Source organism: Salinibacterium sp. dk2585 (assembly GCF_008001035.1).
Classification (GTDB): Bacteria; Actinomycetota; Actinomycetes; order Actinomycetales; family Microbacteriaceae; genus Homoserinimonas.
The window spans coordinates 555237-571262 of record NZ_CP042856.1 but is presented as its reverse complement, the minus strand read 5'-3'; the positions used below and the strand labels follow the sequence as shown (position 1 = coordinate 571262).

The following is a 16026-nucleotide window of genomic DNA, read 5'->3' as shown; positions in this document are numbered from 1 at the left end:
ATGAAACTTGTGTGTCGTAAAGGCCTGGGACTAGATCTCGTCGATCGACGAGTTCTCGAACCGGGAGGAAATGTTGATGCCGAGTTCCTCCGCAGCGCGGAACACCTCGTCGTCCGTGTCCCTGAGGCTCACGGCGGTACCGTCAGCCGAGAGCACCTCGACGTTCAGGCAGAGCGACTGCATTTCCTTGATAAGGACCTTGAAGCTCTCGGGGATGCCGGGCTCCTGGATGTTCTCGCCCTTGACGATCGCCTCGTACACCTTGACGCGGCCGAGGATGTCATCCGACTTGATCGTGAGGAGCTCCTGGAGCGCGTACGCGGCACCATAGGCCTCGAGGGCCCACACCTCCATCTCACCGAAGCGCTGTCCACCGAACTGCGCCTTACCACCGAGCGGCTGCTGGGTGATCATCGAGTACGGACCCGTCGAGCGCGCGTGGATCTTGTCATCGACAAGGTGGTGCAGCTTCAGGATGTACATGTAGCCGACCGAGATCGGGTCCGGGAAGGGCTCGCCGGAGCGACCGTCGAAGAGACGCGCCTTGCCGGAGGAACCGATGAGGCGGTCACCATCGCGGGTCGGGAACGTGGAGTCGAGCAGACCCTCGATCTCCTCCTCCGTCGCACCGTCGAACACGGGGGTCGCAACCTTGGTGCCGGGAGCAGCCGAGAAGGCCTCCTTGGGCAGCTTGGCCGCCCACTCCGGAATGCCTTCGACGTTCCAGCCCTGCTTGGCGATCCACCCGAGGTGGATCTCGAGCACCTGGCCGAAGTTCATTCGACCGGGCACGCCGAGCGGGTTGAGGATGATGTCGACGGGAGTGCCGTCTTCAAGGAACGGCATGTCCTCGACGGGCAGGATCTTGGAGATGACGCCCTTGTTGCCGTGGCGGCCTGCGAGCTTGTCACCGGCCGTGATCTTGCGCTTCTGGGCGATGTAGACGACAACACGCTGGTTGACGCCCGAGCCGAGCTCGTCGTCACCATCGAGAGCATCGAACACCTTCACGCCGATGATCGTGCCCTCTTCACCGTGAGGAACCTTGAGCGAGGTGTCGCGCACCTCGCGGCTCTTCTCGTTGAAGATGGCGCGCAGCAGGCGCTCCTCGGCGCTGAGCTCGGTCTCGCCCTTCGGCGTGACCTTGCCGACGAGGATGTCGCCGGGGCGAACCTCGGCACCGATGCGGATGATGCCACGCTCATCGAGGTCGGCCATGAGCTCGGGGCTCACGTTGGGGAGATCACGGGTGATCTCCTCCTTGCCGAGCTTGGTGTCGCGAGCGTCGACCTCGTACTCCTCGATGTGGATCGAGCTGAGCGTGTCGTCCTTCACCAGGTTCTGGCTGAGGATGATCGCGTCTTCGAAGTTGTGACCCTCCCAGGGCATGAATGCCACGAGGAGGTTCTTGCCGAGCGCGAGCTCGCCATCTTCTGTCGCGGGTCCATCGGCGATGACCTCGCCGACCTCGACGCGGTCGCCCGCGCTGACGATGACACGGTGGTTGTAGCTCGTGCCCTGGTTGGAGCGGTCGAACTTGCGGAGGTAGTAGTCCTGCGTGCCGCCCTCGTCGAGCTGCAGCGTGACGACATCGGCCGAGACCTCGGCAACGACTCCGGCCTTGTCGGCCGTGATCACGTCACCCGCGTCGATCGCGGCGTAGTTCTCCATACCGGTTCCGACGAACGGCGACTCGCTGCGCAGCAGCGGCACAGCCTGACGCTGCATGTTGGCGCCCATGAGCGCGCGGTTCGCGTCGTCGTGCTCGAGGAAGGGGATGAGCGACGTCGCGACCGACACCATCTGGCGCGGCGAGACATCCATGTAGGCGACCTCGTCGATCGGGATGAGGTCGACCTCGCCATCCTTCTTGCGGGAGAGCACGCGGTCTTCGACGAAGTGACCGTCGGCCTTCAGCGGCGCGTTGGCCTGGGCGACGTGGTACTCGTCTTCCTCGCTCGCGGTGAGGTAATCGATCTGGTCGGTCACCTTGCCGTTGACGACGCGACGGTACGGCGTCTCGATGAAACCGAAGGAGTTGATCCGCGCGAACGATGCGAGCGAACCGATCAGGCCGATGTTCGGGCCTTCCGGAGTCTCGATCGGGCACATGCGGCCGTAGTGCGAGGGGTGGACGTCACGAACCTCGACGCCGGCACGCTCACGGGAGAGACCACCCGGGCCCAGCGCCGAGAGACGACGCTTGTGGGTCAGGCCCGCGAGCGGGTTGTTCTGGTCCATGAACTGCGACAGCTGCGAGGTTCCGAAGAACTCCTTGATCGCGGCGACGACGGGGCGCACGTTGATCAGGGTCTGCGGCGTGATCGCCTCGATGTCCTGCGTGGTCATGCGCTCGCGAACGACGCGCTCCATGCGGGAGAGACCGGTGCGAACCTGGTTCTGGATGAGCTCGCCGACGGCGCGGATGCGACGGTTGCCGAAGTGGTCGATGTCGTCGACGTCGAGGCGGATGTCGACCTTCTTGCCGTCACGGATGCCGGGAAGGGTCGTGCGCTCGTCGTGGAGGGCCACGAGGTACTTGATGGTCGCGATGATGTCCTCGCGAGTCAGCACGGAGGAGCTGAGCGGCGCCTCGATACCGAGCTTGCGGTTGATCTTGTAGCGACCGACCTTGGCGAGATCGTAGCGCTTCGAGTTGAAGTAGAAGTTGTCGAGGAGCGCGCGAGCGGCCTCCGCGGCGACCTGCTCGCCCGGGCGCAGCTTGCGGTAGATGTCCTTGAGCGCCTCTTCCTTGGTGAGGATGTTGTCCTTCTCAAGGGTCGCCTCGATCGACGCGTAGCCCTTGAACTCCTCGAGGATCTCCTCGCTCGTCATGCCGAGGGCCTTCATGAAGACCGTCACCGACTGCTTGCGCTTGCGGTCGATGCGCACGCCGACCTGGTCGCGCTTGTCGATCTCGAACTCGAGCCATGCGCCGCGGCTCGGGATGATGCGCGCCGAGTAGAGGTCCTTGTCGGAGGTCTTCTCGGGCGAGCGGTCGAAGTAGACGCCCGGGCTGCGGACGAGCTGCGACACGACGACACGCTCGGTGCCGTTGATGACGAAGGTGCCCTTGGGGGTCATGAGCGGGAAGTCGCCCATGAACACCGTCTGGGTCTTGATCTCACCCGTGAGGTGGTTCATGAACTCGGCCTCGACGTAGAGGGGAGCCGAGTAGGTCTTGCCCTTCTCCTTGCACTCGTCGATCGAGTACTTCTTCTCCTCGAGGAACGGGTTCGTGAAGGAGAGCTGCATCGTCTCGCCGAGGTCTTCGATGGGGGAGATCTCCTCGAAGATCTCCTCGAGGCCGGTCAGCGACGGGAGGTCCTGGCGGCCGGAGGCAGCAGCCTCAGCGGCCCGCTCCTTCCACGCGTCGTTGCCGACGAGCCAGTCGAAGCTCTCAGTCTGGAGAGCGAGCAGATCCGGAACGGTGAGGTTGTCCGTGATCTTGGCGAAGGAGAGCCGAGAATGGTTGCGACCGTTCTTCGGCTGTCCCTTCTGTGATGAGTTCGTGGTGGATGCGTTGCGCGCAGCAGCCAAGGAAATAACCTCCGTGGCCCTCATGGGGCCAATACAGTCGGGCGTTGCCAGCCGGTGAGTGTTGTGTGCTTTGTTGGTGGAGTCGATCGTTCGAGAAGCGCACGCCAGAACCTACATTTGGGTTACCGGATCGAGGGATCCGATACGCACAGGCCGACCGCAATATGAAGGCAGAGCAATTCTGGGAGCGCAAAGGTCAACTATAGTTCGGCGCGACCCGCCTTGTCCAGTCGAATCTTGACCTGAATCCGGAATTGGACTATAAGGCCGGTTGAGTGGGGCCGCAGGGTCTCATCGAAGCGCGGTTTCGATACGCTCGCTCCTCAACCCGCGGATGGTGGAATGATGCGTGCATGGGCCACTCCGAGCATCCGTCGACCGTCCTCTCGCTGAGCGGCTACCGGGCCGTGATCGAGCCGGAGAAGTGGTTCGACGGCAGCTACACCCTCGTCGTCGACGGCACACCCCAGTCGAACGTGCACCTCGGCGACCCGAGCCGTCTCTTCTTCGAGTACGTGCAGCGCATCGGGCATGTCATCGACCAGCTGCCGGACGGCCCCATCACGGCGGTCCACCTCGGCGCCGGCGCGCTGACCATCCCCCGCTATGTCGAAGTGACCCGGCCAGGCTCGCGCCAACAGGTCATCGAACTCGAGAGCGACCTCGTCGACTTCGTGCGGGAGCACCTGCCCTGGCCAAAGCAGGCGTCGATCCGGGTGCGGCACGGCGATGCGCGCGCCGTGCTCGAGAAGCTGCCTGCCGGCTTGCGCGGCAGCGTCGCTCTCGTCGTCGTCGATGTCTTCGGCGGCTCGCGTACTCCAGCCCATGTGACGAGTGTCGAGTTCTACCGGTCTGTCGCCGCGCTCCTCGCGCCCGGCGGCATCGTCGCCGTCAACATCGCCGACGGGCCCGGCCTCGCCTTCGCGCGTGGGCAGGCCGCCACGCTCGGGATGGCGGTGGCGGATGTCGCGGCCCTCGCCGAGGCGCAGATCCTCAAGGGGCGCCGCTTCGGCAATGTCGTGCTCGTCGGCTCGACCTCCTCGCTGCCGATGGAGTGGATGCCGCGACTCCTCGCCGGCGGACCCCACCCCGCCAAGGTCGTGACCGGGCGCGAACTGCGGGACTGGATCGCCGGAGCACCCGTCGTGACCGACCAGACCGCGGTACCCTCCCCCACGCCAAACAAGAGCGTCTTCGGCGCGGGCTGAGCGCTTCGCGAAGTTGCCCTGCCCATACGCCCTGGGGCGCATTGGAACGAGCGAGAGTTTCGGCACGATGGTTCCGGGGGTAGCGTGCAGCGCATGGCGACACGGCACGCGCGAGCGGTAGCGGGCGGGGTGCTCGCGGCATCGCTCGTGCTCGCAGGGTGCGCCGAACCCGCGCCTGCCCCGACGCCGGCCCCGAGCAGCCCCAGCCCCTCGTTGAGCGCCGAGCCCAGCCTCGAGGGCCCCGTCGCACCGACGGGGGCGGCCACGGTGCTCGCGCAAGGCCTCAACGCGCCCTGGTCGGTCGTGCGCCTCGACGAGGAGACGGTGCCGGGCGGCTCGGCGCTCGTCAGCGAGCGTGACACGGCGAAGGTTCGCGAGCTCACGGCCGAGGGCGCACTCCGCGACGCGGGCACCGTGCCGGGGGTGTCACCCGGCGGGGAGGGCGGGTTGCTCGGCCTCGCCACACTGCGGCAGGGCGACACTGCGTGGCTCTATGCCTACCTCACGGCGGCATCCGACAACCGGATCGTGCGGATGCCACTCCTCGGGTCGGCAGGCTCACTCGAGTTGGGCACGGCGGAGGTGGTGCTCGCGGGCATCCCCAAGGCCGGCAACCACAACGGCGGGCGCATCGCATTCGGGCCGGACGGCATGCTCTACGCGACTGCAGGCGACGCGGGCCGACCAAACCTGGCGCGCGACCCGGCCTCGCTCGGCGGCAAGATCCTGCGCATGACCCCTGAGGGCGGCACGCCACCGGATGCGCCCTGGGGCTCCGTCGTGCACAGCATCGGCCACCGAAACCCGCAGGGCATCGCGTGGGGCGACGACGGCACCATGTACGCGAGCGAGTTCGGGCAGAACACCTGGGACGAGCTCAACATCATCGTCGCGGGCCAGGACTACGGCTGGCCCGTCGTCGAGGGCATCGCCGACACCGAGGGTTTCGTCAACCCGATCCGCCACTGGTCGACCGACGAGGCGAGCCCCTCGGGACTCGCCCACACGCACGACACCCTCTTGATGGCCGCCCTCCGCGGCGAGACCCTCTGGGGCATCGTCGTCGGACTCGAATCCGTGGATGCCGCTCCCTACTTCGCGGGAGAATATGGACGCCTGCGCGACGCCATTCCCGGACCTGACGGAACGCTCTGGGTGCTCACCAACAACACCGACGGGCGCGGCTCACCCCGCGAAGGCGATGACAAGCTGTTGCAGATCCAGCTTGCTGGCCAGCAGCCGGGATAACCTGAGACGAAACCGATCGGGGCAGCACGTGAGCATCATCCTGGGCTACGACCCAACCACCCTTCGCGAGAAGGTCGACCTGAACGGCGCCGCCGCGCGCCTTGAAGAACTCGGCGAACTGCGCAGTTCCTTCGCCCTCAACGAGAAGGTGGAACTGCTGCGCCTCGTCGGCCGCCTCGACGAGGCCTGGGAGCTCGCGAACCAGACCCTCCGCACCGCCCGCTTCTCGACCACCCGCGACGAGATCTGCATGGCGCGCATCCGTCGTGCCATGGTGCAGCGCGACCTCGGCAAGCTCGAGCCGGCCCTCGTGGAACTGAACTCCTGCGTCGATGAGGCGCGAGCGCACGAATGGGCCGAGATCGAGGCGCGGGCGCTGCTCGAGCGCGGCCGTGTGCAGTTCGAACTCGGCGAGTACAAGGCGGCCCTGATCGACTTCCGCGGCGCCGTCACGATCCGCGTGCGCATCGGCGCGAGTGCCGCCGACGTCGACAACGCCATGATGGCGACCGCGATCGCGGAGTCATATGTCGACGACCCGGCCGTGCAGCGCAGCCAAGGCGCCGACCCGAACCACTGAACCGCAGCATCCCGTGGCAGACCTGGCTCGAGTGCGCGTGTGGGCGAACGCCCTCATCGCCCTGCACCTCGACCCCTCGTGGACCTTCGACTTCGACCACGCGCGGCGCCGGGCCGGGCTGTGCAACTACAGCGACAAGCGCATCACGGTGTCACGCCACCTCGCAGGGATGTTCGAGGACGACGACATCCACCAGGTGCTGCTGCATGAGGTGGCCCACGCGATCGCGGGCCCCGGCACAGGCCACGGACCGAAGTGGAAGAAGGTGGCCGCCGAACTCGGCTACGTCGGCAAGACCACGCACGACGGCCCGACCGCCGACCACCTCGCCCCCTGGGTCGGACAGTGCCCCGGCGGGCACGTGTATTACCGACATCGTGAGCCGAAGCGCGTGCAGTCGTGCGGCAAGTGCGCGCGGGGGTTCAACCCCAGGCACGCGATCGCGTGGAGCCGCAAGGCGGGTTGAGGAGGCTTGCTCAGGCGAAGTCGCGGAGCACCGGGACATCCGTCGACGGAGTGAAGTCGGGCCGCACACCGCCCAGCTCGCGCGCTGACACCGACGCGCCGACCAAGTGCTTCACCGCCCGGCGCAGCCCCTCGTAGGCGGCGGATGCTGCGGCCGCCTCAGGTGAGTTGTGGTCGATTCCGACGGCGGTCAGGGCGTCGATGACGGCGCCCGCACCGAGGAGGTCCTCGACGGCGAACCGCAGTTCCCCGTCGCGCGAGGCGCCGGCGGCGACCACCGCGATGCGGAAGCGGTCGCCGCGCTCCGCCTGCTTGGCGATGACCCAGTCGGCGACGGCGGCCGCGTTGGCGATGCCTCCCGCGACGACGGCGGCCGCGACATCCGGAACCTCGCTCTCGCCGAGCTCATCGACCCAGACGATCGCGTCCGCACCATCGACGATCGCCGCCGCGCCCGTGTGGCCCCAGTCGAAACGGACCTGGTAGGAGTGCTGGGAATCGGGGCGGGAAGCGGCGTCATTCACCCGGGAATCGTATCGCCCAGGCTCGCACTGCTATGGTGGTGTTACTTGCGAACGCGTTTCACGTGTTCCCTGCGTCGTAGAACGCATCACTCACCACACCTGGTTGACATCTTCTTACGGCGAACGGATGTGGCCATCGCCACCTTCGCCCATTGTCCCGGTCTCCTCAGCGCGGTGCGCTGGCCACACTCGGGCCTGCATGAAAGAAACACTTTGACTGACATCACCTTCGGCGCGCTCGGCGTGCCCGCAGCCCTCGTCACCGCCCTCGAGAAGGTCGGCAAGACGACGGCGTTCCCCATCCAGGTCGACACGCTCCCCGACACGCTGGCGGGTCGCGACGTGCTCGGCCGCGGCAAGACCGGCTCGGGCAAGACGCTCGCCTTCTCCATCCCCATGGTCGCGCGCCTCGGCGGTGACCTCGCCGGCGGCAAGCGCCGTCCGGGCCGTCCGCTCGGACTCGTGCTCGCCCCCACCCGCGAGCTCGCAACGCAGATCAGCGCCGTCATCGACCCGCTCGCCGAGGCCTACGGGCTGAAGACGACCACGATCTTCGGTGGCGTTTCGCAGCAGCGCCAGGTCGCCGCGCTCAAGGCCGGCGTCGACATCGTCGTGGCCTGCCCTGGTCGTCTCGAGGACCTCATGAAGCAGGGATTCGTCTCGCTCGACGCCGTCGAGATCACGGTGCTCGACGAGGCCGACCACATGGCCGACCTCGGCTTCCTGCCCGTCGTCACGCGCATCCTCGACAAGACCCCCCAGAACGGCCAGCGCCTGCTCTTCAGCGCGACGCTCGACAACGGCGTGGACAAGCTCGTCAGGCGCTTCCTCCACAACGAGGTGCTCCACTCGGTCGACGAGGCCACCTCGCACGTCGCCGACATGACCCACCACCTCTTCGAGGTCGACAGCGCCGAGGCGAAGACCGCCCTCGTGCGCACCCTCGCCTCGGGCACCGGCCGTCGCATCCTCTTCATGCGCACCAAGCACCACGCCAAGAAGCTCGCCAAGCAGCTCACCGAGTCGGGCATCCCGGCCGTCGATCTGCACGGCAACCTCTCGCAGCCCGCGCGTGACCGCAACCTCGCGGCCTTCAGCGATGGCAGCGCCAAGGTGCTTGTGGCCACGGATGTCGCGGCTCGCGGCGTGCACGTCGACAACGTCGAACTCGTCATCCACGTCGACCCGCCCGCCGAGCACAAGGCCTACCTGCACCGCAGTGGTCGCACCGCCCGCGCCGGCGAGTCTGGTGACGTCGTGACGCTCATGACGCCCGCGCAGAAGAAGGACACGCTCGCGCTGCTGCGCAAGGCGGCCATCGACGTGCAGGCGCAGCGTGTGACATCCGAGTCCCCCGCCGTTGTCTCGCTCGTCGGCGAGGTCGCGGCATACGTCAAGCCCGTGCCGCGCCAGGAGCAGCCCCAGGGTGGCGGACGCTCGCAGGGCGCCAACGCGCAGCGCAAGCGTGCCGCCCGCTCCGAGGGCACCGGCGCACCCCGCCGCGACCGTTCGGGACGCCCCGCCGCCGCCAGCGGCAGCGACTCGACGCGTTCGGGACGTCCCGCCCGCGCCGGTTCAACGGATGCCGCACGCAGTGGGGCTCGCAGCGGCCAGGGCCGCCCGGCCCGCGCCGGCTCGGGCTCCGCGTCGCACGCGCCGCGCACCCGCAGCACCACGAGCTACAGCACCTCGACGCCGTCCGCCGCAGCTGGTGGCCAGCGCCGCGCCGGACGCCGGGCACAGGGCTAACACCGCTTGACAGGAGGGGCGGATGCGACGGAGTGCCGTTGCATCCGCCCCTTCTGTGCGCGGCGGCTGCGGTGTCTGATGCACTTTTGGCTGCGACACGGGCCGGAGACTGAGGACACACCGGATGCCGCCGGGAAAGTGCATCAGAAACCGCGCGTCCCAGCCCCGGATCGCGCCGGGGCGACGGCCGATTTCGCGTGGGGCGCCGCGCGTCCTAGGCTCTCGGGCATGAGCACCAACGAAGTTGCCGAAGTACTGATCCGTCCCGTCCGCGATTCCGATGTCGAAGACCTCGGACGCGTGCACGCCACCTGCTGGCACGAGACCTACGACACTCTCATCAGCAAGGCCGCGCTCGAGAATCTCTCGCCGCGCCGCATGGCCGAGCTGTGGTCTCGCATGGCGACGAGGGGCGAGGAATACAACCAGTTCGCCGCCCTCGTCGACGGCGAGATCGTGGGATTCGTCGGCTCGGGCCCGGCCCGCGACGAGAACCCGCCCCGCGAGCGCGAGCTCTACTTCATCTACCTGCTCGCGAAATACCAGGGCACCGGCATCGGGCAGAAGCTCTTCGACGCCGCCTGCGGCTCGAACCCCGGCTACCTGTGGGTCGCGAAAGACAACCCGCGCGCGCACGCCTTCTACAAGCGGAACGGCATGGTGCTCGACGGCGCGGAAGAGGTGCACCAGCTGCTCGGCGAAGACCTCGTCGAGGTGCGCTTCGTGCGGTAGTCGCCTAGGGGAGCACTCCCACGTGGGCGAGCGCCGCGCGCATGAGCGTCGCACGCCCGCCCTCCATCTCGTCGGCGACGATGTAGCTCGTCGCCTCCTCGGGCGTCATCCACGTGATCTCGAGGGCGTCCTGCCGCGGCTCACACGTTCCCGTGATGGGCACAACGTAGGCGAGCGAGACGGCGTGCTGCCGGTCATCCGTGTACGGGCTTATGCCCGGCATGGGAAAGTACTCGGCGACCGTGAAGGGCACGGGGCTCGCGGGCAGCTGCGGGAACGCCATCGGCCCGAGGTCCTTTTCGAGATGGCGGAACAGCGCCTCCCGCACGGTCTCGCCGTACATGACGCGGCCGGAGACGAGTGTGCGCGTCATCTCCCCCGTGACGGATGCCCGCAGCAGCACGCCGACCTGCGTCACGATCCCGAGTGGGTCGACTCTCACCGGCACCGCCTCGACATAGAGGATCGGCATCCGCCGTCGCAGTTCGAGCATCTCGACATCGGAGAGCCACGCATTGCCAGGGTCGGGGGTTCCGGTTGAGCTCATGCTTCATTCTGTCCCACTGCAAGGGGCGAAACTGTCAGTGGTGTCGGCGAGGATGAATGACATGGGTTCCGCCCTCGACCTCTTCAGCCCTGCCACGCGCGGCTGGTTCGAGGGTGCCTTCACGGCGCCGACCGCCGTGCAGGATGGCGCGTGGCGGGCCATTTCGGGCGGCGGGCACGCGCTCGTGGTCGCGCCGACCGGCTCCGGCAAGACGCTGGCCGCGTTCCTCTGGGCGATCGATCGACTCGCGGCCGAGGCATCCGCAGACCGCGCGCCGGGCACGCGCGTGCTCTATATCTCGCCACTCAAGGCGCTCGGCGTCGACGTGGAACGCAACCTGCGCTCGCCGCTCGTCGGCATCACGCGCACGGCGACAATGCTCGGGATGCCTGAGCCCGCGGTCAGCGTCGGCGTGCGCTCTGGAGACACGCTGCCAGCTGAACGGCGAGCCCTGCAGAAGTCGCCGCCCGAGATCCTCATCACGACACCGGAATCGCTCTACCTGATGCTGACCTCCTCGGCACGGGAGACGCTGCGCACGGTCGACACCGTGATCGTCGACGAGATCCACGCCGTCGCGGCGACCAAACGTGGCGCCCACCTTGCGGTCTCCCTCGAACGACTCGACTCCCAGCTGGAGAAGCCGGCACAGCGAATCGGCCTCTCGGCGACCGTGCGCCCCCGCGAGGAGATCGCGCGCTTCCTCGCGGGTTCGGCACCCGTCTCGATCATTGCGCCCGAGGCGGCGAAGCGCTTCGACCTCGCGGTGAGCGTGCCCGTCGACGACATGACCGAGCTCGGCTCCGCGCCCGTGCGGGAGGGTGCGACGGCGAGCGCGGCGCCCCAGGCATCCATCTGGCCGCATGTGGAGGAGGAGATCGTCGACCGCATCCTGGAGTGTCGGTCAACGATCGTGTTCGCGAACTCGCGGCGGCTCGCTGAGCGCCTGACCGCGCGGTTGAACGAGATCTATGAGGAGCGGCTGTGGGGAGATGCCGAAACCTCCTTCGCAGGCTCAGTCGGCGCTGGCGTCGCGCCGTCGCTGCGCGCCGGCCGTAGCTCCAGCGCGCCAGCGCAGATGATGGGGGCCTCGGGACAGACGGGTGGTTCCCAGGGATTGCTCGCGATGGCGCACCATGGCTCCGTCTCGAAGGAGCGCCGAGCCATGATCGAAGACGAGCTCAAGTCGGGCCGCCTGCGCTGCGTCGTCGCGACCTCCTCGCTCGAGCTCGGCATCGACATGGGGGCGGTCGACCTCGTGATCCAGGTCGAGGCACCTCCCTCCGTGGCATCCGGCCTCCAGCGCATCGGGCGCGCCGGCCACGGCGTCGGCGAGGTGTCGCGCGGCATCCTGTTCCCCAAGCACAGGGCTGACCTGCTGCACTCCGCCGTGGCAACCGAGCGGATGACGCAGGGCCTCATCGAGCAGATCGCCGTTCCGCAGAACCCCCTCGACATCCTCGCGCAGCAGACCGTCGCCGCCGTGGCCCTTGAGCAACTCGATGTGGAGGAGTGGTTCGACACAGTGCGACGCAGCGCCCCCTTCGCCTCGCTGCCTCGCAGCGCCTACGACGCGACCCTCGACCTGCTGAGCGGGCGCTATCCCTCCGACGAATTCGCGGAGCTGCGACCCCGCATCGTCTGGGACCGGGTCAAGGGCACGATCACGGGCCGGCCGGGCGCGCAACGGCTCGCAGTCATGTCGGGAGGCACGATCCCCGACCGCGGCCTCTTCGGCGTCTTCATGGTCGGCGACGAGGGCGGTGGCAGGCGCGTCGGCGAGCTCGACGAGGAGATGGTCTATGAATCGCGCGTGGGCGATGTCTTCGCGCTCGGGGCGACGAGTTGGCGCATCGAGGACATCACACACGACCGGGTCGTCGTCTCCCCCGCCTTCGGGCAACCGGGGAGGGTTCCCTTCTGGAAGGGCGATGGCCTGGGGAGGCCCGCGGAGCTCGGCCGCGCGATCGGCGAGTTTACGCGACAGCTCTCAGCCGGGCGCGAGGAGGCCATGAGGGAGCGCCTCGCCGAGGTGGGTCTCGACGAGCGCGCCGTCAACAACCTCATCGCCTTCGTGCGCGAGCAGAAGGAGACGACGGGCCACGTGCCGACCGACCGCACGCTCGTCGTCGAACGGTTCCGCGACGAACTCGGCGACTGGCGGCTCGTGCTGCACTCTCCCTTCGGCATGCCGGTGCACGCCCCCTGGGCGCTGGCGGTGAGCGCGCGCATCCGCGACACCCTCGGCATCGACGGTGGTGCCATGGCCGCCGATGACGGCATCGTCGTGCGCATCCCCGATACGGATGCTCCCCCGCCCGGTGCCGACCTCTTCGCCTTCGACCCGCACGAGCTGGGCGACATCGTGACGCGGGAGGTGGGCGGTTCCGCGCTCTTCGCCTCGCGCTTCAGGGAGTGCGCCGCCCGCGCCCTGCTCCTGCCCCGCTACAACCCCGCCCGGCGCTCGCCGCTGTGGCAGCAGCGGCAGCGGGCCGCCCAGCTGCTCTCGGTCGCGGCGAAGTACCCGACCTTCCCCATCGTGCTCGAGACAGTGCGCGAGGTGCTGCAGGATGTCTACGACCTCCCCGCGCTCACGGAGCTCGTCAGCGAAGTCGAGGCACGCAGCATCCGCATCGTGGAGGTGGAGACGAACTCAGCGTCGCCCTTCGCGCGCTCACTCCTCTTCGGCTATGTGGGCGCGTTCATGTACGAAGGGGATGCCCCGCTCGCCGAGCGACGAGCCGCCGCACTCTCGCTCGACTCGGCCCTGCTGGGCGAACTGCTCGGCCGCGCCGAGTTGCGCGAGCTGCTCGATGCGGACGTCATCGAGCAGACCGAACGGGAACTGCAGCGACTCGCCCCCGAGCGGCAGGCGAAGGATCTCGAGGGCGCGGTCGACCTGCTGCGGATGCTCGGACCCATGACTCTCGACGAACTGCAGGAGCGCACGGCCTCGCCCGTGCAGGAGGTCGAACTGCGGGAGCTCGAGCGCAGCAATCGGCTCCTCGCGGTCTCCATGGCGGGGTCGACGCGCTGGGCCGTCGTCGAGGACGCGGCCCGCCTGAGGGACGCGCTTGGTACGCCGCTGCCGGTCGGCATCCCCGAGGCGTTCCTCGAATCGGTCGAGGACCCGGTCGGTGACCTCGTGAGCCGCTACGCCCGCACCCACGCGCCGTTCACAGTGGTGGAGTGCGCCGCTCGGCTCGGGCTGGGCACGGCCGTCGTCTCGGAAGCGCTCCGTCGGCTGGAACTGCAGCGACGGGTCGTCGAGGGCGAGTTCCGCCCTGGCAGCAGCGGTGCGGAGTGGTGCGACGCCGAGGTGCTGCGGCGCCTGCGTAGCCGCTCGCTCGCCGCGCTGCGACAGGAGGTCGAGCCGGTCGACGGGCCCACGCTCGCGCGCTTCCTCACGTCATGGCAGCACATCGATGCCCCTCTCAAGGGCGTCGACGGCGTTGCCCAGGTGATCGAGCAGCTCGCTGGCGTTCCCATCCCCGCCTCTGCCCTCGAGACCCTCGTTCTGCCCGCGCGAGTGCGCGACTATTCCCCCGCCATGCTCGACGAGCTGACCGCGACGGGCGAGGTCGCGTGGACGGGCGTCGGCTCGCTCGGCTCCTCCGACGGCTGGGTCGCCCTGCACCTCGCCGAGACCATGCCCTTCACCGTTGCCGAGGCGGGAACGCACGACGAGAGCGAACTCCACACGGGCATCCTCGACGCACTCGCGGGTGGTGGCGCCTACTTCTTCCGCCAACTCACGGATGCCGTTGGCACCGCCCTGGGGTCGGCCGTCGCCGACGACAAGGCGATGTCGACGGCACTGTGGGACCTCGTGTGGGCGGGACTCGTGACGAACGACACGCTCGCCCCGTTGCGCTCCTACGCGGGCGGCCCCGCACGCCGGCCCTCGCCGCGCACGCGGTCGTTCCGCGGTCGTGCGCGGCTCACGATGCCGAGCCAGTCCGGTGGCCCCAACGTCTCGGGCCGCTGGTCGCTCGTGCGCCGTGCCGGGGGTGACGACACGACGGTGCGCGGGGTCGCCGTCGCGGAGGCGCTTCTCGAGCGGCACGGGATCGTGACCCGCGGCGCAGTCATGAGCGAGGGCATCCGCGGAGGGTTCTCGCTCGCCTACAAGGTGCTCAGCCGCTTCGAGGAGAGCGGCCGGGCACGCCGCGGCTACTTCGTGGAGGGCCTCGGCGCGGCCCAGTTCGCGACCGGGCCGACGATCGACCGCCTGCGCAGCTTCGCCGTTGACCCGGATGCCGCTCCCCGGCTTCAAGCGGTCCCCCTCGCCGCGACGGACCCGGCCAACCCTTACGGCGCCGCGCTCCCCTGGCCCGCGCATGAGGGATCGCATCGACCCGGGCGCAAGGCCGGGGCGCTCGTCGTGCTGGTCGACGGGGCACTCGTGCTCTACGTCGAGAAGGGCGGCAAGAGCACCCTCCTCTTCGACGACGAACCCGCCGTCGTCGACGCGGCGGCCGCGGGTCTCGTCGCGGCCGTGCGGGCAAGCGGTCGACGCACGCGCGTCGAACGGGTCAACGGCGAGTTCGTCGTCGGGACGCCCCTCGGCGATGCCCTCACGACAGCAGGGTTCGGCGTCACACCGCAGGGGTTGAGCCTGCGTGCCTGAGGGAGACACCGTCTACCTGACCGCCAAGAACCTCAACGAGGCACTGGCCGGTCGGATGCTCGAGAGCTGTGACATCCGCGTCCCCGCGTTCGCGACGGTCGACCTGAGTGGCAACACGATCGACTCCGTCGTCCCCCGCGGCAAGCACCTGCTGGCTCGCATCGGGGACCACAGCATCCACACCCATCTCAAGATGGAGGGCGCCTGGCACCTCTACAGCCACGGCACCAAGTGGAAGCGCCCCGCCTACCAGGCGCGCGTCATCCTGGGCACTGAGGAGCGTCTCGCCGTCGGCTTCGAGCTGGGACTGGTCGAGGTCATCCGGCGAGACGAGGAGGAAGCGGCACTCGCCTTCCTCGGCCCTGACCTGCTCGGTGGCGACTGGGACGCCGAGGAGGCGCTCCGCCGCGTGCTCGAGCGACCCGATCGTCCCGTGTTCTACGCGCTGCTCGACCAGAGGAACCTCGCTGGGCTCGGCAACGAGTACGTCAATGAGATCTGCTTCCTGCGCGGCATCCTGCCAACGACCCCGGTCACGGAAGTTCGGCAGCCGGAGCAGCTGATCGACCTGTCCTATCGACTGATCCACGCCAATAAGGACCGCACGGAACGCATCACGACGGGGCGGATGCGAGGGGCGAAGGCTTGGGTCTACGGACGCACGGGGCGCCCCTGCCTGCGCTGCGGCACCCCCATCCGCAGCGCTGATTTCGAGTCGCCCGGAGAGCACCCGCGCCGGAGTCACTGGTGCCCAAACTGCCAGCGCTGAGCCGCCAGGCGCCGAGTCCTGGATGGGTAAGCGC

General features: G+C 68.5%; 11 protein-coding genes. 8 read left to right on the top strand and 3 right to left on the bottom strand.

Going from position 1 to position 16026, the window contains the following annotated elements; translation table 11 throughout:
- Positions 1 to 30: 30 nt before the first annotated feature.
- Complete coding sequence (gene rpoB / locus FVA74_RS02655) at positions 31 to 3540, bottom strand: DNA-directed RNA polymerase subunit beta (RefSeq protein ID WP_147720242.1); 3510 nt, start codon at positions 3538 to 3540, stop codon at positions 31 to 33.
- A 353-nt stretch (positions 3541 to 3893) separates the two neighbouring features.
- Here rpoB and FVA74_RS02650 point away from each other — a divergent pair, with 353 nt between their 5' ends.
- From FVA74_RS02650 to FVA74_RS02635, 4 genes are all read left to right on the top strand, one after another.
- Entirely contained in the window at positions 3894 to 4748 is an 855-nt protein-coding gene (locus FVA74_RS02650) for a spermidine synthase (RefSeq protein ID WP_147720241.1), read from the top strand.
- A 93-nt stretch (positions 4749 to 4841) separates the two neighbouring features.
- The gene (locus FVA74_RS02645; protein WP_147720240.1) at positions 4842 to 5996 is read left to right on the top strand and encodes a sorbosone dehydrogenase family protein; all 1155 of its coding nucleotides are present in this window, start codon (positions 4842 to 4844) and stop codon (positions 5994 to 5996) included.
- A 28-nt stretch (positions 5997 to 6024) separates the two neighbouring features.
- Positions 6025 to 6576 carry a hypothetical protein gene (locus FVA74_RS02640; protein ID WP_240792283.1) on the top strand — a complete coding sequence of 184 codons (552 nt, stop codon included), beginning with the start codon at positions 6025 to 6027 and terminating at the stop codon, positions 6574 to 6576.
- Positions 6577 to 6589: 13 nt separating this feature from the next.
- A complete protein-coding gene (locus tag FVA74_RS02635) occupies positions 6590 to 7042 on the top strand; it encodes a SprT-like domain-containing protein (protein ID WP_147720239.1) in 453 nt (150 codons plus the stop codon).
- Between the two features lie 10 nt (positions 7043 to 7052).
- Here FVA74_RS02635 and FVA74_RS02630 read toward each other — a convergent pair whose 3' ends face one another.
- Positions 7053 to 7565 carry a 2-phosphosulfolactate phosphatase gene (locus FVA74_RS02630; RefSeq protein ID WP_147720238.1) on the bottom strand — a complete coding sequence of 171 codons (513 nt, stop codon included), beginning with the start codon at positions 7563 to 7565 and terminating at the stop codon, positions 7053 to 7055.
- A gap of 213 nt (positions 7566 to 7778) precedes the next feature.
- Here FVA74_RS02630 and FVA74_RS02625 point away from each other — a divergent pair, with 213 nt between their 5' ends.
- Together FVA74_RS02625 and FVA74_RS02620 are read left to right on the top strand one after the other, a co-directional pair.
- Positions 7779 to 9314 carry a DEAD/DEAH box helicase gene (locus FVA74_RS02625; RefSeq protein ID WP_147720237.1) on the top strand — a complete coding sequence of 512 codons (1536 nt, stop codon included), beginning with the start codon at positions 7779 to 7781 and terminating at the stop codon, positions 9312 to 9314.
- 228 nt (positions 9315 to 9542) lie between these two features.
- The gene (locus FVA74_RS02620) at positions 9543 to 10046 is read left to right on the top strand and encodes a GNAT family N-acetyltransferase (RefSeq protein ID WP_147720236.1); all 504 of its coding nucleotides are present in this window, start codon (positions 9543 to 9545) and stop codon (positions 10044 to 10046) included.
- 4 nt (positions 10047 to 10050) lie between these two features.
- Here FVA74_RS02620 and FVA74_RS02615 read toward each other — a convergent pair whose 3' ends face one another.
- Complete coding sequence (locus FVA74_RS02615; protein ID WP_147720235.1) at positions 10051 to 10593, bottom strand: NUDIX hydrolase family protein; 543 nt, start codon at positions 10591 to 10593, stop codon at positions 10051 to 10053.
- Between the two features lie 61 nt (positions 10594 to 10654).
- Here FVA74_RS02615 and FVA74_RS02610 point away from each other — a divergent pair, with 61 nt between their 5' ends.
- Both FVA74_RS02610 and FVA74_RS02605 read left to right on the top strand, forming a co-directional pair.
- Complete coding sequence (locus FVA74_RS02610) at positions 10655 to 15223, top strand: ATP-dependent helicase (protein WP_147720234.1); 4569 nt, start codon at positions 10655 to 10657, stop codon at positions 15221 to 15223.
- Positions 15216 to 15992 carry a DNA-formamidopyrimidine glycosylase family protein gene (locus FVA74_RS02605; RefSeq protein ID WP_147720233.1) on the top strand — a complete coding sequence of 259 codons (777 nt, stop codon included), beginning with the start codon at positions 15216 to 15218 and terminating at the stop codon, positions 15990 to 15992. The genes FVA74_RS02610 and FVA74_RS02605 overlap by 8 nt, the downstream gene beginning before the upstream one ends.
- Positions 15993 to 16026 lie beyond the last annotated feature (34 nt).